The 20,850-nt window shown below is 64.2% G+C and carries 18 protein-coding genes; 7 read left to right on the top strand and 11 right to left on the bottom strand.

Annotated features, from left to right (window positions below):
* Nucleotides 1-10: 10 nt before the first annotated feature.
* From Q0L89_RS07180 to Q0L89_RS07170, 3 genes are all read right to left on the bottom strand, one after another.
* Entirely contained in the window at nucleotides 11-1,180 is a 1,170-nt protein-coding gene (locus Q0L89_RS07180) for a UDP-N-acetylglucosamine 4,6-dehydratase family protein (RefSeq protein ID WP_296763475.1), read from the bottom strand.
* Nucleotides 1,159-1,989: a hypothetical protein gene (locus Q0L89_RS07175; RefSeq protein WP_296763474.1), complete on the bottom strand. Its 831-nt coding sequence runs from the start codon at nucleotides 1,987-1,989 to the stop codon at nucleotides 1,159-1,161. The genes Q0L89_RS07180 and Q0L89_RS07175 overlap by 22 nt, the downstream gene beginning before the upstream one ends.
* A 492-nt stretch (nucleotides 1,990-2,481) precedes the next feature.
* Nucleotides 2,482-2,907, bottom strand: coding sequence for a hypothetical protein (locus Q0L89_RS07170; protein WP_296763473.1), 426 nt, complete (start codon nucleotides 2,905-2,907; stop codon nucleotides 2,482-2,484).
* Nucleotides 2,908-3,154: 247 nt separating this feature from the next.
* Between Q0L89_RS07170 and Q0L89_RS07165 the strand changes: the two genes are divergently transcribed.
* Complete coding sequence (locus tag Q0L89_RS07165) at nucleotides 3,155-5,668, top strand: cation:proton antiporter (RefSeq protein WP_296763472.1); 2,514 nt, start codon at nucleotides 3,155-3,157, stop codon at nucleotides 5,666-5,668.
* Between the two features lie 82 nt (nucleotides 5,669-5,750).
* On the opposite strand, the gene Q0L89_RS07160 is transcribed toward Q0L89_RS07165, so the two are convergent.
* The 8 genes from Q0L89_RS07160 to Q0L89_RS07125 all read right to left on the bottom strand — a co-directional run bounded on the left by Q0L89_RS07160 (nucleotide 5,751) and on the right by Q0L89_RS07125 (nucleotide 16,812).
* Nucleotides 5,751-7,544: an AMP-binding protein gene (locus Q0L89_RS07160; protein ID WP_296763471.1), complete on the bottom strand. Its 1,794-nt coding sequence runs from the start codon at nucleotides 7,542-7,544 to the stop codon at nucleotides 5,751-5,753.
* Between the two features lie 12 nt (nucleotides 7,545-7,556).
* A complete protein-coding gene (locus Q0L89_RS07155) occupies nucleotides 7,557-9,932 on the bottom strand; it encodes an amidase (protein WP_296763470.1) in 2,376 nt (791 codons plus the stop codon).
* Nucleotides 9,933-9,934: 2 nt separating this feature from the next.
* Nucleotides 9,935-10,651, bottom strand: a complete 717-nt coding sequence (locus tag Q0L89_RS07150; RefSeq protein WP_296763469.1) for an ABC transporter ATP-binding protein — start codon at nucleotides 10,649-10,651, stop codon at nucleotides 9,935-9,937.
* Nucleotides 10,644-11,684, bottom strand: coding sequence for a branched-chain amino acid ABC transporter permease (locus Q0L89_RS07145; protein WP_296763468.1), 1,041 nt, complete (start codon nucleotides 11,682-11,684; stop codon nucleotides 10,644-10,646). The genes Q0L89_RS07150 and Q0L89_RS07145 overlap by 8 nt, the downstream gene beginning before the upstream one ends.
* The gene (locus Q0L89_RS07140; protein ID WP_296763467.1) at nucleotides 11,684-12,550 is read right to left on the bottom strand and encodes a branched-chain amino acid ABC transporter permease; all 867 of its coding nucleotides are present in this window, start codon (nucleotides 12,548-12,550) and stop codon (nucleotides 11,684-11,686) included. The genes Q0L89_RS07145 and Q0L89_RS07140 overlap by 1 nt, the downstream gene beginning before the upstream one ends.
* Before the next feature lie 99 nt (nucleotides 12,551-12,649).
* The gene (locus Q0L89_RS07135; protein ID WP_296763466.1) at nucleotides 12,650-13,876 is read right to left on the bottom strand and encodes an ABC transporter substrate-binding protein; all 1,227 of its coding nucleotides are present in this window, start codon (nucleotides 13,874-13,876) and stop codon (nucleotides 12,650-12,652) included.
* A 46-nt stretch (nucleotides 13,877-13,922) separates the two neighbouring features.
* On the bottom strand, nucleotides 13,923-15,551 hold the full coding sequence (locus tag Q0L89_RS07130) for a flotillin domain-containing protein (RefSeq protein ID WP_296763465.1): 1,629 nt from the start codon (nucleotides 15,549-15,551) through the stop codon (nucleotides 13,923-13,925).
* 136 nt (nucleotides 15,552-15,687) lie between these two features.
* The gene (locus Q0L89_RS07125; protein ID WP_296763464.1) at nucleotides 15,688-16,812 is read right to left on the bottom strand and encodes a substrate-binding domain-containing protein; all 1,125 of its coding nucleotides are present in this window, start codon (nucleotides 16,810-16,812) and stop codon (nucleotides 15,688-15,690) included.
* A 105-nt stretch (nucleotides 16,813-16,917) separates the two neighbouring features.
* Between Q0L89_RS07125 and Q0L89_RS07120 the strand changes: the two genes are divergently transcribed.
* The 6 genes from Q0L89_RS07120 (at nucleotide 16,918) to Q0L89_RS07095 (ending at nucleotide 20,608) form a co-directional block, all read left to right on the top strand.
* On the top strand, nucleotides 16,918-17,352 hold the full coding sequence (locus tag Q0L89_RS07120) for a MarR family winged helix-turn-helix transcriptional regulator (protein ID WP_296763463.1): 435 nt from the start codon (nucleotides 16,918-16,920) through the stop codon (nucleotides 17,350-17,352).
* 343 nt (nucleotides 17,353-17,695) lie between these two features.
* Nucleotides 17,696-18,430, top strand: coding sequence for an IclR family transcriptional regulator (locus tag Q0L89_RS07115; RefSeq protein WP_296763462.1), 735 nt, complete (start codon nucleotides 17,696-17,698; stop codon nucleotides 18,428-18,430).
* Nucleotides 18,427-19,446: a thiamine pyrophosphate-dependent dehydrogenase E1 component subunit alpha gene (locus tag Q0L89_RS07110; protein WP_296763461.1), complete on the top strand. Its 1,020-nt coding sequence runs from the start codon at nucleotides 18,427-18,429 to the stop codon at nucleotides 19,444-19,446. The genes Q0L89_RS07115 and Q0L89_RS07110 overlap by 4 nt, the downstream gene beginning before the upstream one ends.
* Before the next feature lie 5 nt (nucleotides 19,447-19,451).
* A complete protein-coding gene (locus tag Q0L89_RS07105) occupies nucleotides 19,452-19,763 on the top strand; it encodes a hypothetical protein (RefSeq protein ID WP_296763460.1) in 312 nt (103 codons plus the stop codon).
* 7 nt (nucleotides 19,764-19,770) lie between these two features.
* Nucleotides 19,771-20,229 (top strand): SDR family oxidoreductase, encoded by a 459-nt coding sequence (locus tag Q0L89_RS07100; protein WP_296763459.1) that lies wholly within the window; start codon nucleotides 19,771-19,773, stop codon nucleotides 20,227-20,229.
* A 10-nt stretch (nucleotides 20,230-20,239) separates the two neighbouring features.
* Nucleotides 20,240-20,608, top strand: a complete 369-nt coding sequence (locus Q0L89_RS07095) for a cupin domain-containing protein (protein WP_296763458.1) — start codon at nucleotides 20,240-20,242, stop codon at nucleotides 20,606-20,608.
* Nucleotides 20,609-20,850 lie beyond the last annotated feature (242 nt).

Genomic DNA, 20,850 nt, shown 5'->3' with positions numbered 1-20,850 from the left:
CACCCGCCTTTCAATCCTTGCTGCTGGCCACTTCGAGCATGCGTGGGCCGTCATCGACCGTTCCCGACATCGAGGCGACCCACATCAGGTCGTGCACCTCGTCGCTGGTCGGGCGGTAGGCCAGGGGCGCCTCGGTGAAAACCTGGCGGATCGCGGGGACGTCGAAGGCCTGGCAGGCGCGAAACAGGCGTTCGAGGAAGCCGTCCAGCTCGGCACGGGTCAGCGAGCCCTCGGTCGCCGTCATGATCCGCGGATGATCCGTGGGATGCGGGTCTTCGCCGATCAGGAGTTCCTCGTAAAGCTTTTCGCCCTTGTTGAGCCCGACGATGCTGATCGGGATGTCACCGGCCTCGACCTCGGGGCGGCCGGCCTCGTCCACAAGGAACGGCTTCAACCCGTGCAAGCGCACCATGCTCTGCGGCAGGTCGAGTATCTTGACCGGCTCGCCCATGTCCAGCACGAAGACATCCCCGCCCCGGGCCATGGCCCCGGCCTGGATGATCAGTTGCGCGGCCTCGGGGATGGTCATGAAAAAACGCGTGATCTCGCGGTGGGTCACGGTCACCGGGCCGCCCTGTTCGATCTGCGCCCGAAAACGCGGGATGACCGACCCCGACGACCCCAGAACGTTGCCGAAGCGGACCATGGAGAACGTCGTGCGCGGATGATCGCGTGCCAGGGCCTGGCAAACCAGTTCCGACATGCGTTTCGACGCGCCCATGATGTTGGTTGGGCGCACCGCCTTATCGGTCGAGATCAGGATGAAGTCCTCGATGCCCGCTTCTACGGCCGCCTCGGCGAGGGTCCGGGTGCCGAAGACGTTGTTGCGAACACCCTCGACCACGTTTTCTTCCACCAGGACCACATGCTTGTAGGCGGCGGCGTGATAGATCGTCTGCACCCCGAAATTCCGCAATACGGCGGCCACGCGGCCGCGGTGCTGTACCGAGCCCAGCACCGGCTCGACCGGCACCTCGCCGCCGTCCTCGGCCAGCGTTTCGCGCAACTCGTTGGTGATGCAGTAGAGGGCCAATTCCGACATTTCCAGCAACACCAGCGCAGCCGGACGATGATTGATGATCTGGCGGCAAAGCTCGCTGCCGATCGACCCCCCGGCCCCCGAAACCAGCACCACCTTGCCGGTGATGTTGCGGCTCATCAGTTCCTCGCGCGGCGCCACCGGATCGCGGCCCAGAAATCCTCCGGGGTGACATTGCGCAGGTCGCTGAACTTTGCCCTCCCGGCGACGATATCGGCCATGCCGGGGATGGTCTTGACCTCGACCCCCAGCGGCTCCAGCGCCGCGACGATCTCGCGCCGCCGGGCGCGGCCGGCACTGGGCATGGCCAGCAACACCGTTCTGACCTGTCCTGCATCGACGAGCGCGCCGATCTTTTCCGGCGCATGAACGCGCTTGCCGCCAACCGTGGTGCCCTGCAAGGACGGGTCGTCATCGACGAACGCCACCGGCAGGTATTCGGGGCCATCACACAGCGCGTTCAACAACTGCCGGCCTGATGCTCCGGCACCGTAGATGATCACCGGCACGCGGTTGCGCAACACGGGCTGGCGGAACAGGCCACGCATCAGAAAACGCAAGCCGCCGGCGGTCACGAACAGCAACAACGCGTAGATGCCCGGCACCGACCGCGGCACCGGGGCGGAGAAGAGTTGCGCGACGACGAAAAGCACGACCGACGAGACGACAACCCCGATCAGGATGACGCGCAAGGCCAGCCCGGTGATGTAGCGGACGACGGCGCGGTAAAGACCCAGCCTGGCGAAAACGACCAGGGTGACGGGCAGCACAAGAAGAAGCGGCAGCCAGACCTGCACATCGAACACGAATCTGACGCTTTCCAGCCGCAGCGCCATGGCAGCGGTAAAACACAGCAAGATCAGAACGCTGTCGGCGAAGACCTGCAGCGCGCGCTTGCTGGGCCGATTAAGCTCGGTCAGGCGAGCGAGAAATGCATTCGGTTGGAACATCGAAAACGCGCTTATACAAACTACGGTTGTAAGTACATCAGAATACCCGCGATGGCAATCTGAGAGGATCCCTTCCAAGGCGACGGCGCGCGGGGCCAGGCAGACCGGTCGTCTTGGTGATGAATACGCCGTCTACCGACCACACACGCTGCCGAAACCTGAAGGCACTGGAAACCTCGGGGACTGTTGCGACCGATCCGGTCCGTGCGGCAACGTCAATGGTTCGGCAGACCATCGCGAGAAACGCATACCCCAAGCGCAAACGCGGGGCCAGAGGGCGCCCTGCATCTGCGCTTGGCCTATCGTCGTTGTGACAAAGGCCCGCTCCTTGCAGGTTGGGCGCTGGTCAATACGCAAGGCCGGACGCTCAGTGGAGTCGAAGACCGGCTGCGCTCAACGCGCCGTGCCGATCTTCCCAATCGTGTGCCTCAGCCCAAGCGAGCGAACTTCACCCTAGACCGGGCATTGTGGGCGCATGGCGCCGCGCACGGATTACTTCATTCCCTCGATGATCGTATCGGCACATGCATCCGCCACGTCCGAGCGATACTTTTCGCTCACATTATCGACCCAGCCGGCATCAACCACGAAGTTGTCGCGCTGGTAACGCCGTTCTTCCTTCAGCAACGCGATCTGTTCCGGCTCTTGTTCGGCCTTGACCACGCAGAGCGGCGTGAACGCCTGGACGATGGCTGATTCCGCGCCTGCGGCCTGCATCTTGCTGGCCTGCCCGCCGGTCACCCATCCGCCCCAGGCGAAACCGATCACGATTGCGACGACTGCGCCGCCGACTGCACCCCAGAGTGCGGGTTTGGTAGCTTCCGGAAGACTCATTTTGATCACCTTTGTTATTGTGTCTTGTTTCCCAACAACCCCCAATAACAACGCGAGATCACGGGCCAGGAGGCGCTCGGGCATCTGCTGAGACTGGGTACCATGAAAACAGGGCCCGCGCACGACTGGTAATATCGTTTCTGATCACCACGCGCGCGCCACGCGCGCGTGCGACGCCATGCCGGGGCTGAGCCCCCGCGAACCGCGGCGCAGGCGCAGCTGCAGAGCCACGCACATGATACAACGAACAACGTAGCGGTTTTGCCGGAAACCGATGCATTTCCTGTTCGTACCAATTCCCCATGGCCGGTTTTCCCGCTATTTCATGATTATGGATATCGTTCTGATCACCACGGTCATCGCATCGCTGTTCCTCGTCATCGGCGTGGCCGAACCGCTGGCGGCAAAGCTACGGTTGCCCTACAGCGTGATCCTCGCCGGTCTTGGCGTCTTGATCGGAGCGGCCGCGACCTTTTTCCTGCGCACCGAACTGACGGATGCGCTGAACCCGGTCGCCGAAGCGATCCTGGGCCTGCCGATCCGGTCGAACGTCTTTCTCTACGTCTTTCTGCCGACGCTGCTGTTCCAGGCGACGCTGGGAATGAACCTGCGCCGGATGCTCGACGACTGGGTGCCGATTCTCGTGCTCGCTGTCGTGGCGGTTGTCGTGGCGATGTTAAGCGTCGGCTACGCGCTTGCGTGGGCAAGCGCGCTGCCGTTGGCGACCTGTCTTCTGATCGGCGCAATCGTGTCAACGACCGACCCTTCGGCGGTGGTGTCGATCTTCCGGTCGATCTCGGCGCCACGCCGGCTGGCGCGGATCATCGAGGGCGAGAGCCTGTTGAACGACGCCGCCGCCATCGCGCTTTTCGGGCTGTTCATGAGCTTCGTCATGCTGGGCGTACCGGACCCGAGCCTCGGCGATGCGCTTGGCCGGTTCCCGCTTCTGATCGCTGGGGGCGCGCTGACGGGCTGGGTGGCGGCGCGGGTCGCGGTGTGGGTCATGGCGCTATTTTCCCGCCACGAGTTGGCGCAGATATCTATTTCCGTCGCATTACCCTATCTTGCCTATATCGGGGCGGAGCAGAGCATCGGGGCGTCGGGCGTGATCGCCGTCGTGTCGGCGGGCCTGACGCTGAACCTGACCGGGCCGGGGCGCCTGCCGCCCGTCGCCTGGTCGAACCTGCGCGAGGTCTGGGACTTGCTTGCGCATTGGGCGGGGGCGCTCATCTTCATCCTCGCCGCGCTTTTGATCCCACGGCTTCTGGAGGAAGTCCGAACCGAAGATTTCGTGCTGGTCGGCGTGGTGATCCTCGCCGCGATCGCGGCGCGGGCGGTGATCCTGTTCGGGCTGCTGCCACTGTTGACGTTGCTGCGCGCCTCGCCGGCGGTCGAGCGGCCCTACCGCATTGCGATCCTCTGGGGGGGCTTGCGCGGCGCGATCACACTGGCGCTGGCGCTGGCCGTCACCGAAAGCTTCCGGGTTCCCGTGGAGACCAAGCGCGTGGTCGGCATTCTGGCCACGGGTTTCACGCTCTTCACGCTCGTCTTCCAGGGCACGACGCTGCGAAACGTGATCGCCTGGCTCGGCCTCGACCGGCTCTCGCCCATCGACCAGGCGCTGTCGCGGCAGGTCATCGCCGTGGCGTTGCAAACCGTGCGCGAGGACGTCGCCCGCACGACCGAGAACTACGAACTGACGCGCGAAATCGTGCGCTCCGAGGCGAAACGCTTCGGCGAGCGGCTGGATGCGGCGGTGAAGAGCGCCGAGGATCGCGCCGAGATTCTCGACCGCGACCGCATCACGCTGGGCTTGATCGCGCTGGCAGGGCACGAACGCGACACGATCATTACCCGCGTGCGCGAGCGCACGATCTCGGCCCGGATGGCGGAGCAGGTCCTGTCCGACGCCGACCGGCTGATCGAGGGCGCGCGGTCCGGCGGGCGCAGCGGCTACATGCGTGCCGCCCGTCGGTCGGTCGCCTATGGACGCGTCTTCCGCGCGGTGGTGATGCTGCACAGCCGGCTGGGCATATCCGTGCGTCTGGCCCGCATGACCGCCGACCGGTTCGAGTTGCTGCTGTCGAAACGGTTGATCCTGCGCGATCTCGGCACCTTCATCGACGGGCGCATCCGCCGTATCCATGGCAAAAGGGTGGCCGACCTGCTGCACGAACTTCTGTCGCGGCGGGTCGAGGCGGTGGAAACTTCGCTTGAGGGCCTGCGCCTGCAATACCCCGGCTACGCGGAGAAGCTCGAACGCCGCTTCATCCGCCGCACGGCGCTGCGGCTGGAGGAACGGGAATACATGGCGATGCGCGAGGATGGGCTGATCGGGTTGGAGGTCTATACCTCCCTCATGAACGGCCTCGCCGCGCGCCGGGCCGCGGCAGAACATCGCCCGCGCCTGGATATCGCACCGCAGCGGGCCGAGCTGGTCCGGCGGTTCCCGCTGTTCGCGGACCTCGACGATGCGCGTGTGAAGCGGCTGGGACGGGCACTGGTGACGCGCTACGTCAACATGGGCGACGTCATCATCCGCAAGGACAGCGCGGCAAAGAGCGTGTTTTTCATCGCGTCGGGCGCCGTCGAGCTGCAAAGCGCCGGGCAGACCTGGCGGCTGGGTCGCGGCGAGATGTTCGGGCAGATGGCGATCCTGATGCAAAAGCCCCGTCGCGCCGAGGTGCGAGCCATCGCGCCGTCGACGCTCCTGGTGCTCGACGAAGAACGTTTTCGGCGCCTGCTCAAGCGGAGCGAGGCACTTCGCCAGGCCGTGCGCGCGAGCGCCGAGAAGCGCGGGATCGACCCCGATGCGCTTCAGTCGGGTGCCCCGCGGGTGGCATGAGCGGGCAGCGCCCTCGATCTGCCCGTTGCCCGAATGCCCGGATAACCTGCTTCGCTCCCCCGGAACGCCGCCACCGGGTGCCTCAGCCAGTGCTTTCACCCGGTCGCGAGTCGGCGCCGGTTGCGCCGCTCAGCTCTTCGATCATCCGGTCGCGCATGATGAACTTCTGCGGCTTGCCGGTCACCGTCATGGGCAACTCGGTCACGATGCGCACATGTCGCGGCACCTTGAAGTGCGCGATCTGGCCGGCGCAATGGGCGCGCAGGTCTTCGGGGGTCAGCGTCGCACCGGGCCTGGGCACAACCCAGGCGCAGATTTCCTCGCCCAATCGTTCGTCGGGGATACCGAACACCTGCGCATCCTCGATGTCGGGGTGGCCGTAGAGGAACTCCTCGATCTCGCGGGGATAGATGTTCTCGCCGCCGCGAATGATCATGTCCTTTGATCGCCCCACGATGGAACAGAAGCCTTCGGCATCGAACCGGGCCAGATCGCCGGTATGCATCCAGCCGCCGCGCAGGGCCTCGGCGCTTTTCTCCGCGTCGTCCCAATATCCCTTCATCACCGAATAGCCGCGCGTGCACAGCTCGCCGTCTTCGCCCTGTGGCACGATGCGCCCGTCGGCGTCGATGATCTTGACCTCAAGGTGCGGATGCACGCGGCCCACCGTTTCGCAACGCTTGTCCAGCGGGTCGGTGACGAAACTCTGAAACGACACCGGTGCGGTTTCGGTCATGCCGTAGCAGATCGTCACCTCGGGCATGTGCATGTCGCTGACAACGCGGCGCATGACATGTACCGGGCACGGGGCCCCGGCCATCACGCCGGTGCGCATCGCGCCCAGGTCGCGCGGCGCCTTGTCGAGCGCCTGCAACAACGTCACGAACATGGTCGGCACGCCGTAAAGCGCCGTGCATCGCTCCTGCGACAGGGCGGCGAGCGTTTCATCGGGGTCGAAAGACGGACCGGGAAAGACCATGGCCGCGCCCTTGCTCAACGCCCCCAGCACCCCCATGACCATGCCGAAGCAATGGTAGAGCGGCACCGGAATGCACAGCCGGTCGGCATCGGTCAGGTTGATCCGGTCGGTGACGAAACGGGCGTTGTTGACGATGTTGTAATGCGACAGCGTCGCGCCCTTGGGGTGCCCCGTGGTCCCCGAGGTAAACTGGATGTTGATGGCGTCGTCGGGATCGAGCGCACGGTCCAGCACCGGCAGTCGCAACTGCTGCGCCGGTCCGCCCAGTTTGCGGATATCGCCGAACAGGTGGGCGCCGGCGACTGCGCCTTCGCCCATGACGATGACATGGCGCAGATACGGCAGGCGCTCGGCCCGCAAGCGCCCCGGCGCGCAGGTCTCCATTTCCGGCGCCAGGCGGCGGATCATCTCGACGTAATCCGAGGACTTGAACGACCGCGCCGTGATCAGCGCCTTGCAGCCCACCTTGTTGAGCGCATATTCCAGTTCCGAACGCCGGTAGGCGGGGTTGATGTTGACCATCACCAGCCCGATGCGCGCGGTTGCGAACTGCGTCAGCACCCATTCATGGCAATTGGGCGCCCAGATGCCGATGCGGTCGCCCTTTTCCAGCCCCAGCGCCAGCAGGCCGCTGGCCAATTCGTCCACCGCACGATCGAGGTCATAATAGCTTTGCCGGATGCCCTGCCGGGGAAACACGACCGCGTCGCGCGGCCCGAACCGGGCCACGGTTTCGCGGAAAAGCTGCGGGATGGTGATGAACCGCAGATCGGGCGCGGTGGTCCCCCTGACATAGGACATACCGTCGATCGGGATGGCAGTATCGTCCGTCTCGAAGGGGCCCGCATGGCCAGCCTGCCGGATATGGCCGGACAGGCTTTCGTTGAGGATGGACATGCGCGGCCTCCCTTACATGATGCGCCAGTCGTCCGATTGCTCGAACGCATGGGCGGCCTGATAGATCTTCATCTCGCCATAGCTGGGCCCCACCAGCATCATGCCGATGGGCAGCCCCTCGCTCAGACCGCAAGGCAGGCTCATCGCGGGCAGACCGCCGTTGAAGGGCGCCGTGTTGCCGATCATCTCGAATGCGCGTTGCACATAGAGGCTCAGCGAGCAGTCGGGCGGCGGGATTTCCTGCGGCTTCATCGGCACCGTGGGCATCAGCAACAGATCGAACTGCCGCAGCGCCTGTGCGTATTTCTCGTTCGCCTTGCGCATCAGGTTCTGCGCCTTGCCGTAGAATCGCCCGCGATAGTGATCCTGGAAATACTCGCCCAGGAACATGCAGGCCTTGAGAGAATGGCTCAACTCGTCCGCCCGGCCGCGCCATTGCGACATCCGGTCCATCATCGACGGCAGGAACAGGCCGCGATAGTTGGTGCCGCCGGCATTGCCGTGCATCATGTGATCCTGAAGCCCCTCGACGGTGATCGCGGTCCAGCAATCGACCGCGAGGTTGTGTTCGGGGATCGACACCTCCTCGACCCGCGCGCCCAGTTCGCGGAACCGCTCGGCGGCGGCCAGTACCTTGTCGTCCACGTCCGCCTCGCCCTCGGGGCGGTGAAAGCCCTCTTGCAGGATGCCAATCCGCATCCCGTGCGCACCGCGGCCCAGGGCCTCGGTATAGTGGAAAGTCCGGGGGGCGTATTGCCGCGGGTCAAGCCCGTCCTCGCCGGCCAGAACCTCAAGAAGCCGCGCGTTGTCGGATACCGTCTTTGTGATCGGGCCGACATGGTCGATGGTCTGTTCGACCGGCATAACCCCGGTGTAGGGCACAAGCCCATGCGTGGCCTTCATGCCGTAAACCCCGCAATTCGAGGACGGAATGCGGATCGAACCACCCTGGTCGCCACCGATGGCCATGTCCACTTCGCCCGCTGCGACCAGCGCCGCCGAGCCGCCCGACGACCCGCCCGCCATGTAGCCGCGTTTCCACGGGTTGTGAATCGGCCCCTTCGCATTGGTGTGTGACGCCCCCGAAAGACACAGGTTTTCACTATGCGCCTTGCCGGCGATCACGGCGCCCGCATCCAGCATCCGCGTGACGATGGTGGCGTCGATCTCGGGCACATAGCCCTCGATGATCGAAGAGCCGTTCATCATCGGCACCCCGGCCAGGCAGACCGTATCCTTGAGCACGATGCGCTTGCCGCGCAACGGGCCATCGGGCGCACCGCGCACCTCGGTCTTGACGTACCAGGCATTCAGCGGGTTCTCGGTCAGGTCCGGGAAATGCCCCGGCGCGCGAGGATAGCGGACTTCGGGCAGGTTGTCGGGCTGCGCGTCGAGCCGGTCGTAGGCCTGGATATAGGGCTCGATGATCTGTCGGTATTCCTGCAGATCGTCATCGGTCAAACTCATGCCGAAGCGGTCGGCCATCTCGCGCATCTGGGCGAGCGTGGGGCGGTTTATCGTCATATGTGTCACCGGGGTTGAGGGAGCGGGAATATCCGGGCGCTTGCGCGGCGCAGGGGCGGGCATGCCGGCAGCGTCCTGCCCGGCGCGGGTGTCGGGCCGCGGCGATGGCGCGGGGTCGGAGCCGCGTGTCGAACGCGCGGCGCCGAAACCGAGGAACTGATCCACCTTGGTGCGGTCCGCCATGTCCTCGCGCGACAGCTCGGCCGTGATGCGCCCGCGTTCGAGAACCAGAACACGGTCGGACAAGTCGTGAATGAAATCGAAGTTCTGCTCGACCAGCAGGATCGATACCCCGCGCGTCTTGCGCAGGTGCAACAGCGTTTCCTCCATTTCCTCGATGATCGAGGGCTGGATACCTTCGGTGGGCTCATCGAGCAGCAACAGGTCGGGATCGCCCATCAGGCTGCGCGCCAGCGACAGCAATTGCTGCTCGCCCCCCGACAGGGTGCCGCCCTCGCGGTCGAGCAGCCTTTCGAGGCGGGGAAAATCGGCAAGCACGCCGTCGAGCGCCTCGGCCTCGTTGCCACCGACGTAGTCGTGCCAGGCAAAGCGCAAGTTGTCGCGCACGCTGAGTTGCGGGAATATCCCCCGCCCCTGGGGCACGTATCCGATGCCCAGCACCGCGCGATCATGCGGCGCCAGGCGGGTGACATCCGCGCCGTGATAGCGCACCTGCCCCGAGCGCGCGGGCAGAAACCCCATCAGGGTCTTGAGCAAGGTCGTCTTGCCCATCCCGTTGTGGCCCAGGATGCCCACGACCTCGGATTCGGCCACGTCGAATTCCACGCCGTGCAGGATCGGCACCTTTCCATAGCCGCCGGAGAGGCTTTTGACCTGAAGGCCCGGGTTGGTTTCGTCCGACATGCTCAGGCCTTCTTTCCAAGGTATATGTTACGCACATGCGGGTCCGACATGACGGCTTCCACGTCCTCCTCGATCAGGATCGCGCCCTGATGGAAAACGGTTACCTTGCTGGCGATCGAGCGGATGAACTGCATGTCGTGCTCCACGATCACGACAGCCGCCGTGCGGTTGAGCTCGTGGATCACCTCGGTCATCCGCGCGACTTCACCGGCGGTCATCCCCGCGGCGGGCTCGTCCAGCAGCACCAGCCACGGATCGCTGGCGGCAACGAACCCCAACTCGACCTGCTGGCGCTCGCCATGCGCCAGTTGTCCCAGGTCGGTGCGGGCGATCGCGCCCAGCGCCAGCCGGTCGATGACCTCGCGGGTCTTGGCGTCGGCCTGCGCAGATGGCAGGAAGCGGCGCGCGGCCAGCCAGATGTTCTCCTGCACGCTCAGCGCGTCCATCACGTTGGGCACCTGCGTCTTGATCCCGACCCCCAGCGCGGCCACCTGATGGGGCGGCCAGCCGGTGGTCTCTTCACCCTGCATGAGGACATGGCCCTCGCTCGGGGTCAGCAACCCGGTGAGGCATTTGAAAAAGGTCGACTTGCCGGCGCCGTTCGGCCCGATCAGGCAGCGCAGCTCGCCCCGACGCAGGGTGAAGGTGACGTTGTCGAGCGCGACAACACCGCCGAAGTGCATGCTCAGATGCTGAGTTTCCAGAACCGGTTCAGCCATCGTCCCGATCCCTCCTGCGGTTGCGACGCATGGCGCGGGCACGTCCCGTTCGGCGCGGGCGGCCGACGCTGGCGCGCCAGACCGAGATCGCCGCCGGCACCACGCCGCGCGGCAGGAACAACACGAACAGCACCAGGATCAGCCCCATCAGCATGGTGTTGTTGATCATGCTCTGCTGACCCAGCAGGAATTTCAGGTATCCCAGCCCCGCCGCGCCCAGCAGCGGGCCGAACCGCGTTCCGAGCCCGCCGACAATGCACCAGATGATGATCTCGGCCGATTGCGACAGGCTGAACAGCCCCGGCGTGACGATCGCGCCCCAGTTGGCGTAAAGCGCCCCAGCCAGCCCGGCGATCGCCGCCCCTATGGCGAACATGACCGTCTTGCGGATACGCACGTCATAGCCAATGAGCGACATGCGGGTCTCGTTCTCGCGGATGCCCACGGCAATGCGCCCGAACGACGACCGCAACAGCCACGTCACACCGAGGTAGACCAGCACCAACGCCACCGCGCACAGGTAATAGAGCGCGTCACCCCAGATATACAGGTCGGTCCGCCCCGGCACGTTGAGGGTCGGAAAGCCCGGTATCCCGTTGTAGCCGCCCAGGCGCGCGTTTCCGATGGTGTAGGCGGGCCCGGCGGTCGAGTTGACGAACTTGAACAGGATCAGGGTGACGACCAGGGTGATGACCCCCAGATAGACATCCCCCAACCGGCCGTAGAACATCATGGCCCCCAGCAGCGCGGCAAAGATGCAAGGCACGATCACGGCAATGATCATCGGCAACGTGCTTTCGCCGATATTGATGGCAGCGATGGCATAGGTATAGGCGCCCAGGCCGAAAAACGCGGCCTGCCCGAAACACAGGATGCCGCCGAAGCCCCAGATCAGGCCAAGGCTGAGGCCGAGCATGGCGTAGATCGCCAGGACCGTCAGCGTATAGGTTCCGACCATCAGCGGCAGCGCCCAGATCAGGATGACCGACACGATCAGCGTGGCGATCACGTCTCTTCCGACAGAGCCCTGCATCACATCCGGCCTCGAAAGAAGCGCGCCGTGATCCCCTGCGGTAACAGCCGCAACAGGACAACCGCGGCAATCAGCAGCGCCACCTCGCCGATCACCGGCGACATCGCGAAGGTGAATATCTGGTCGATGACGCCAAAGACGCTCGCGCTGCTGACCAGCCCGGCAATAAGCGACGGTCCCCCGGCGATCACGGTGATGAAGGCCTTGGCGATGTAGGCGCCGCCCGATGTCGGCACCAGGCCTACCAGCGGTGCAAGGATGGCGCCGGCCAGCCCCGACAAGGCCGAGCCGCAAAAGAACGTCGCCATGTAAATCCGTTCGGGGCTGTACCCCAGGCTTGACGCCATGTCGGGCCGCTGCATCGTGCCGCGCGCGATCAGGCCCAGCCGTGTCCTGCCCAGCACCAGGTACAGAGCGACCATCAACAGGACCGACACAACGACGATGAACAGGTTGTAGCCGTTGATCTGGTAGTCTCCGACCGTCAGCCCCGGTATCGGGGTGGAAATGCCGGTGGTGGTATTGCCGAAGATTACCGTCGCAATACCGATAAAAAACAGACTGAGCCCCCAGGTGGCCAGCATCGTGTCCACCAGCCGCCCATAGAGGTGCCGGATGACCAGCCGCTCGACCACCAGCCCGATCGCCCCGACCACGAGCGGCGCGATGATCAACATCGCCACGAACACGTTGATGCCCAGGTTGACGGCGGTGATTGTGGCATAGCCGCCCATCATCATGAATTCGCCATGTGCGAGGTTGATCACCTTCATCATGCCGAACACCACCGCCAGCCCGACACTGATCAGCGCAAGCGACGCGACGGCGTAGAGTATCTCGATAAGGATGACGATTGTCAGATCCATGTGTCAGGGCCTTTCGGACAAGTAACGGCTCCGGCCCGGCGCCATGCCGGAAAGACGGGGCCGCCGCGGGGCGGCCCCGTCCACGGGCGAAACGGTCGATCAGATATCGACGTCGATTTCGTATTGCGTGTTGTCGTCAGGGTTGGCGCCCAGATCGCACACCGCCTGCGTATCCAGCGGCTGACGCTGCGGCAGGGTTTCGAGAACCTGCATCTTCTGATCCCTGATCTCCATCAGGCGCACATCGGCGATGGCATGGTGGGTTTGCGGATCGACGGTGAGCTTGCCCGAAGGGCCGGTGACCGACAGCCCCGATTCCAACGCCTCGACCACCGGATCGTGGGCGACCGTGCCGGCCTGCCGTACACCCTTGGCCCAGGTCATGATGCCGGCATAGGTCGAGACGGCGAATTCGTTGATCTCGGTCGCGTTGCCGCCCGCGGCCTCCCACTTGGCCTTGAACGCCTCGTTTTCCGGCGAATCGATCTGCTGGCTGTAGTTGTAGGCCACCATGATCCCGTCACCCTCTTCGGCGGTCAGCACCTTGTGTTCATTGCCCACCCCAAGCGTGGTCGAGGCCAGCGGGATACGATCCTTCATGCCCGACGCCGCCCATTGGCGGAAGAACGACAGATGTGCGCCCCCGACGAGCGGCGCCACGACCAGGTCGGGCGCGGCGGACTGGATCTTGGCGATGGTCGATCCGAAATCGGCCACGTCCAGCGGGAAGAAATCCGTCGCCACGACCTCGCCACCGTTGTCGCGCACGAACTTGTTGATCCAGCGCGCCATGATCTGGCCGTAGTTGTAATCGGCGGCCAGCACGTAAACCTTCTTGCCCGATTGCTTCATCGCATGTGGGATCAGCACCTCGACCTGCTGGGCGGGCGTCACCCCGTTGATGAAGGTGTTGCGGTCGCAGACGCCGCCTTCATACATCACGTTGTAGAAATAGAGCGTGTTGCTGCGGCGCATGGTCTGGCGTATCGCCTCGCGCGAGGCTGACAGGATACCGCCATGCACCACGTCGACACGGTCCTGCCGGGTCAGTTGCTGGGCATACTGCGCGTAAAGCGCCATGTCCGACTGGGTGTCATAGGCGTGAATTTCGATCGGACGATCCAGCAGGCCGCCGCTATCATTCAGATCGGCGACGGCAAGGCGCATCGCGTGATCCATGGGCTTGCCATAGGCGTCGAAGATACCCGACGTATCGAGGATCGATCCCAGCTTGATCGCTTCGGCCGCGCGCCCGAGCCGCGGCAGCAGCCCGGCCCCCGCCATCGCCGTCCCCGTCGCAAGAAAGTGTCTTCTGTTCAAGGTCATCTGTGGTCTCCCGGTTGGTGTGATGTTGCGCCACGCTTTGCGGTGGTCAGTCCTTGGTCTTGCTCTCGCTTGTCTTGTCCTTGCCGTCCCTGGGCGTGATGCGGTTGGCGTAATCCGCGGTTCGCCCGGCCAGATTGGCGTCGAAGTCGAAGCCGATTTCCTCGCCCATCTGCTTCATCGCGGGCAGGCGCACCGCCATGCCCAGGATCTGATCCATCGCGGCGCCAAAGGCCCCCTCGACGCCCACGCCGTCGCCGCCGTTCATGCCGCTGCCGGCGCCGCCGATCTGGTTGATGCGGATGGAATCGATCTTTTCCACCGGCTTCATCATCTGCGTCATGATCTCGGGCATGCGGTCGAGCTTGTGCCCTTCCATGCGCATCCGAAGCACCGCGTCGCTCAACGTGTTCTCGGCTTCGTTCAGCGCGATCTGGCCGGCGGCGCGGGCCTGCATCCCGATCTTTTCGGCCTCTGCGGCGGCCTGCGCGGCGCGGGCTTCGGCCTGTGCGCGCGACAGCATGATCTCGACGTCCGAGGCGACCTTTTCGCTTTCCAGCTCCAGCGCGCTTTGTTGCTTGAGCCCCGAGATTTCGCGCTCCCGCTCGGCGATGGCGCGCTCTTTCTGGGCCTGCACCTGTTCGGCCGCCAGCAGAACCTGCGCGCGCGAGGCTTCCTCGGCCGCTTTCGCCTCTGCCTCCTCGGTGCGTTTGCGTGCAAGTTGAATGTCGTTGCTGATCTTGGCCTCTTCCAGCGCCAGGATCGCCGCCATCTCGGCGCGGCGCAGTGCCTCGTCGTTATCGACCTGCGCCGTCTTCAGGCGCTGATCCTTGTCGATGCGGGCGGATTCCGCGGCCAGTTCGCCCTCGACGGTCGACGCCTCGCTGCGCGCGCGCGATTCCGCCTCCAGCCGGGCGATATGTTCGCTCTGGGCGATCTCGGCCTCTCGTTCGGCGCGCTGGACCTCCAGACGCTTGTTGTGCTGGGCCAGACGGCTTTCGCTGATGGCGATCTCGGCCTCGGTTTCCACCTTCACGCGCGTCTTGCGCTGCTCGGCCACCAGTTCGGCCAGCTTGCGCATCCCCTGCGCATTGAAGGCATTGCTTTCGTCGTGTTGGCTCAGATCGCTCTGATCCACCCCAACCAGCGAGGCCGAAACCAACACCAGCCCGAGCCGTTCGGCATGCGCGCCGACAAGGCGCGCGACCTCGTCGGTGTATCCCGACCGATCCAAATGAATGCCGGTCAGCGGGCGGGTGGCCGCGGCGTTTTGCATGGCATTTGCCAGCGGACCGGCCAGCACCTCGTGCACGCCCTCGCCGTCGCCGCGGGCAATCCGCCGGCCAAGCGCCTGCGCCGCGGTGGCAATCCCTTTCTCGCTGGGCTCGACATAGAACTCGAACTCCATGTCGACATCGGCGCGCAACTGATCCTGCGTCATCAGCGCGTCGCGGCCGCTGCGCGACGTGGTGAACGAGATCGTACCCATCGAGACGCGCTGAACCTGGTGCACGATCGGCAGCGCCAGGCATCCGCCATCGACCACGACGCGCCGGCCGCCCATCCCGGTACGCACCAGTGCCGTCTCCAGCGTGGCCTTGGCGTAGTAGCGGTGCAGAAACCAGATGCCGATCAGAAAGACAGCGGCCAGAGCAAGCAGAGAAAGAAACCAGATCAAGGCCAGATCCCCCAATGTAACAGGTGATGCCGCCACTGCGGCGACGACTAGGTCCGTTACGTCAGAGGATTGGAAATTTTCATTTCCATTTCAAGTAAATTATTTTCCTTTTCAAATATTACCTCAACCCATTGTTTCAAAATCGTTTTATAACGGAAAACTGCATACCGTCCGCGCGGGCAAGGTAAATCGGCGTGCGCATCAGCCCCTCGCCAGGGGTTCGTTCGCGCCGGGCGCTGCGATAGTCGAGCGTGGACGGAATCACCGCCTGGGGCTCGCGCCAGTCGGTGGCGTTGTGCCCAAGAAGACCGGCGAGGAAATGCATGCCCTCATAGGTTGATTGACCGATCGCATTGAGCACCGGCGCGTGCTCTCCATGCAGGCTGTAGTATTTCTCCTTGAATGCACCGTTCGCCTCGGTCGGCAAGGCGCCGAAATACGATGCCGCCGAGAACAGTCGCTTGAGATTCTCGCTGCCGCTGGCCAACAGACCGTTTTCCTCGACCGCACAGGACAGGCGCACGATCCGGCTATCCAGCCCGGCCATCCCGAATGCCCGGTTGAAGGCCACCGCGTCCTGCCCGACGAGCGAGATCAGAACCGCCTCGGCGCCCGAGGCCGCGATCTCGTCGACATGCCGCCCCATGTCGCGCAGGCCGAACGGCAGATATCGCTCGAACGCAAGATCCACGGACATGTCGCGCAGCTTTGCCTTGGCATAGGCATGGGAACTGCGCGGCCACACGTAATCATTCCCGATAAGCGCCCAACTCCGCGGGCGGAACTGCTTTTGCAGGTATTGCAATGCCGGGCCAAGCTGCGCGTCCGGGGTTTCACCGATGGCAAATATGCCGGCGGTCTGTTCGCCGCCCTCGTAAAGCGGGGTATAGATATAGGGCACACGTTGGCCGACGACCTTGCTCAGCCGCTGGCGCACGGCGCTGATATGCATCCCGACAATGGCGTCTATCGCGCCCGCCTCGATCAACTCGTGCACCACCGCCTCCACCGGCGTGCTGGCCTCGACGGCCGCGTCGACCATGACCAATTCCACCGGCCGCCCGGCGATCCCGTGGCGGCGGTTGAGTTCGCCAACCGCGACCTGTGCACTTGAGATGCACGACGGCGCCCACAAGCCGGCCGACCCGCACAACGGAATCAAGAGCGCCACGCGATAGGTTCGCGCCGCGCCACGCACCGGGCGGTCGCCGATTTCCGGCACCTCCATGGGAAACAGAGCCTCACCCATAGAAGAGGTCATTCTGCCAAACCTTGCACAATTGTCAGGTCGTTTCGCAACACTGCAATTGAATTTACTTTCCAAGTCAACTATTAAATGGGCAGGCAAATTATGATGGGTTTCTCCATGAAACAGGCTCCAACCCCCATGGACTCCTACATTTCGTACATGCTGGCCGCGGCGCATCGCGCCGTGCATCAGTCGCTTGCTTCGCGACTTAAGGAGCACGGGATGCAGGTCGAGACCTGGCGCATCCTGGAGACGCTCGACAGCGAAAGCCACCTGACCATGGGAGAACTGGCGCGGATCGTGCTGATGAACCCGCCGACATTGACCAAGATGGTCGACAGGATGGTCGCGCAAGGCCTCGTTCACCGTCAGATTGCCGCCTCGGATCAGCGCAAGGTCAACCTGCTTCTGACCGACCTGGGCCGCAAACGCATGACCGATATTCGCGAACTGGTCCGCCTGCAGGACCGCGAAATCCTTGCCCAGTTCGACACCCAGCAGGTCGAGATGCTCAATCGCGTTCTGCGCGACCTCTCCGGCACCACAGGCTGAGACGCAGCCCCGAGCTTTCGGTCTCGGAGTTCTGCGCGGGCGACAGGATGGCGGCGGGCTCGGTCGGCCAGCGGCCAGCGCCGCCATTGAATGCGTGCGTGTTTTTGCCGCCGCGTATTGGTGCCTCTCTGCCGCGGTGCCAGAGTCTTCGGGCAAGCGCGTAGTGCCCTTGACAGGTTCGTTTGTTCCAAAATAGGCTCGATCATGTTCCGTTAGATGGAACAATGTTAACTTGGTCACGACCGTGGGGAGGCGAGAGTGGCAGAGGCGCAGATATCTTCGGTCAAGACGATTGGCCGCGCCGCGCTTGTGCTGCGCGCTGTCGGACGGACCGGCGGGAGGGATGCGCCTTGCAGATGTCACGGCGGTGGTCGATCTGGGCAAGGCGACGGTTCATCGGCTTCTGGGTGCGCTGACCGAGGTGGGGTTCGTCGAGTTCGACGATGGATCGAAGCTTTACCGGCTTGGCTACGGGCTGTTTTCGCTTGCGGCGGCGGCGCAGCAATTCAGCATCGTGGAGCAGGCCCGCCCGTCGCTTGTGCGTCTGGCGGCGGCGACGGAAGATACCGTCTATCTTTCGGTGCGCGAGGGCGATCAGGCGCTGTGCGTGGATCGCTGCACCGGCAAGTTTCCCATTCGTACCCTGACGCTCGATGTCGGGGATCGTCGCCCGCTTGGCGTGGGGGCGGGATCGCTGGCGTTGCTGGCGTTCCAGCCCGAGGGCGATATCGACCGCATCCTGCGCGACGATCATGCCGCGCGGCAGGGGTTTTCCGGGTTCGACGCGGACGGCCTGCGCGCCATGGTGCGCGCGACGCTGCGCGACGGGTACGCATTCAACGGCGGCCGTATCGTGAGCGCGATGGCGGCGGTGGGGGTGCCGGTGAAGGATCATGACGGTCGTGCGCTCGCGGCGCTATCTATCGCTGCGATCCGTGAACGGATGGGCCCTGCGCGCATTTCGGAACTGGTTGGCATGTTGCAGCAGGAGGCCGAGGAACTGGGCCGGAGCCTCGATCAGCGCGGGCAGACGCGAACAGAGGCCGGGCAGAACAAGGTCACGGAGGAGCAGTTTTGACACAAGGTACCGCAACCCGCGGGATTTCATCCGGCAACCTGGAGAGCGAGCGGTTTCTGCCGCGCCTGTCCCTGATGTGGAAAATTCGCGCCTTCGAGGAGCTGGCCATCGAGGCCCAGCGCGAGGGGCTGGTTCTGGGCGCGATTCATCCGTCCATCGGGCAGGAGGCGGTGGCCGCAGGTATCTGCCCGAACCTGTCGCAAACCGACCTGCTGCTGTCCACGCATCGCGGCCACGGGCATACGTTGGCCAAGGGGGCCGACCCGCTGGCAATGATGCGCGAGCTTTTCGGCCGCGAGGGCGGCACCTGCGGTGGCAAGGGCGGGTCGATGCATATAGCCGATTTCGGTGTGGGAATGCTTGGCGCGAATGGTGTCGTGGGGGCGAATATCCCGATCGCGACGGGCGCGGCGCATGCGCTCAAGCTGCGCCGGGCGGGCGAGGTGGTGGTCTGTATCTTCGGCGACGGGGCGATCAATCGCGGCCCGTTCCTGGAAGGGCTGAACTGGGCCCGGGTGTTCGATCTGCCGGTGCTGTTCGTGTGCGAGGACAACGGGTTTTCCGCCACGACGCGCACCAGATCGATGACCGGCGGTGCGGGGGCTGCCGCGCGGGCTGAAAGCCTTGGCCTGCCGGCGGCAGAGGTGGACGGCAACGATATTCTGGCGGTCGATGCCGCGGCTCAATCTGCGATTGCCGCGCTGCGCGGCGGCGAAGGGCCGCGCCTGATGCATTGCCGCACCTACCGGATCACCGGGCATACGGCGGTTGATCCGGCCGCCTATCGGCCCGAGGGGGAGGTGGAGCAATGGCGTGAGAAATGCCCGATCGCGCGACTCGAGGCGGGGCTGCGCCTTGCGGGCGTGAGCGATGACGTGCTGCGCGAGACCAAAGAGGAAGCATGGGAAGACATGCGCCGGATCAGCGAGGAGGCCAGCGCGACAGCGTGGCCCGACGCCAGCGGCGCCTTCGTGGATGTGCAGGACATGGGCAACCCGGCCGAGAGGGCCTTTTGATGAGCATGACGACCTATCTGGAGTCCGGTCGCCGCGCCGTGATGGAAGAGATGCAGCGCGATGAGCGTGTCTGGGCGCTTGGCGAGGATCTGGGCCGTGGCGGCGTGTTTGGTCAATACAAGGGCCTTCAGGAGATGTTCGGGGACGAGCGCATTGCCGACACCCCGATTTCCGAAGCCTGCATCATGGGCGCCGCCGTGGGCGCGGCGATGACCGGCACGCGGCCCGTCGTGGAGATGCGGTTTTCCGATTTCGCGCTGTGCGCGGTACACCGGCGGACCGCCGCCGACGCCCGCATCGGGGCAGTCTTCGGATAGCTGGAAAATGTATTTCGAGTCCATGGTCGTCTCTGTCATTGCAATCACCGATGCGGTGCTTCCAGATATGCGAGAACGCGGATGGGGTCGAATTATTACCTCAACCTCATCCGGGGTGGTCGCACCAATCCCGAACCTCGGCATGTCGAACGCCCTACGCCTTTCCCTCGTTGGATGGTCGAAGACCTTGGCGCGCGAAGTGGGCCCCGATGGTGTAAACTGCAACATCGTTCTTCCTGGTCGGATAGCTACCGGACGGATCCAGTTCCTCGACGAGAAAAAGGCGGAGCGAGAGCAGCGCTCGGTCGAAGATGTCCGGGCGGAAAGTACAGGTGGTATACCGCTGAAGCGCTATGGCGAACCGGAAGAATATGGAAACGTCGTGAGTTTCCTCGCCAGCGAAAAAGCTTCTTACATCACGGGTTCAGTGATCCGTATCGACGGCGGTCTGATTGCCAGCATCTAAAGGAAAGATTATGCTTATCGACTGGAGCAAGCTTCCAACGGTTTCCGGCATGCGAGCCGGATCCGCGCGTGCCGGAATCTGCGGAGAAAAAATATCGGCCGTTCGCGTCGAGACATCACCGGAAGCAGAGTTCGACGGCAAGACCCATTGGCACGATAACGAGCAGCTTCTGATCATGGTCTCAGGTATGGTCCGCCTCGTCATTGACGAAAAGAAGATCGAGGCCAATGAGGGGGACCTCGTTTTCTTCCCGGCGGGATCAAGGCACGCGGCTATTGGAACCGGACCGGAAGGGTGCGTTTATTATGAGATCTTCGCTCCCGCACGTCCGGACCAGTTGCCCGGCTGGGTCGGCCCGTCTGTACTCAAATACGACTGAATTCGGCCAAGGAGCCATCTTCCGAGAAGGGCGCGTCTATTCGGCGGGTGGCTCCCCGATAACGCTCGGGACAGTCAATCTGAATAACTCGTGCCTAATTAAGACTCTGTTGCACAAATCGTCTGCAGAACGGAGTTTCCCTTTCCCCAGATGGACTTATCCTACGGACTCAGTGATGGGTATGCCGAGCGCGGTGTAGTCGTTGAGGACGGCGATGCGGACATGGATTTCTGCGACCTGGC

Source organism: Sediminimonas sp., from assembly GCF_024637375.1.
Taxonomy (GTDB): Bacteria; Pseudomonadota; Alphaproteobacteria; order Rhodobacterales; family Rhodobacteraceae; genus Sediminimonas.
The sequence above is the reverse complement of the archived record's forward strand: the minus strand, read 5'-3'. Positions and strand labels throughout refer to the sequence as shown.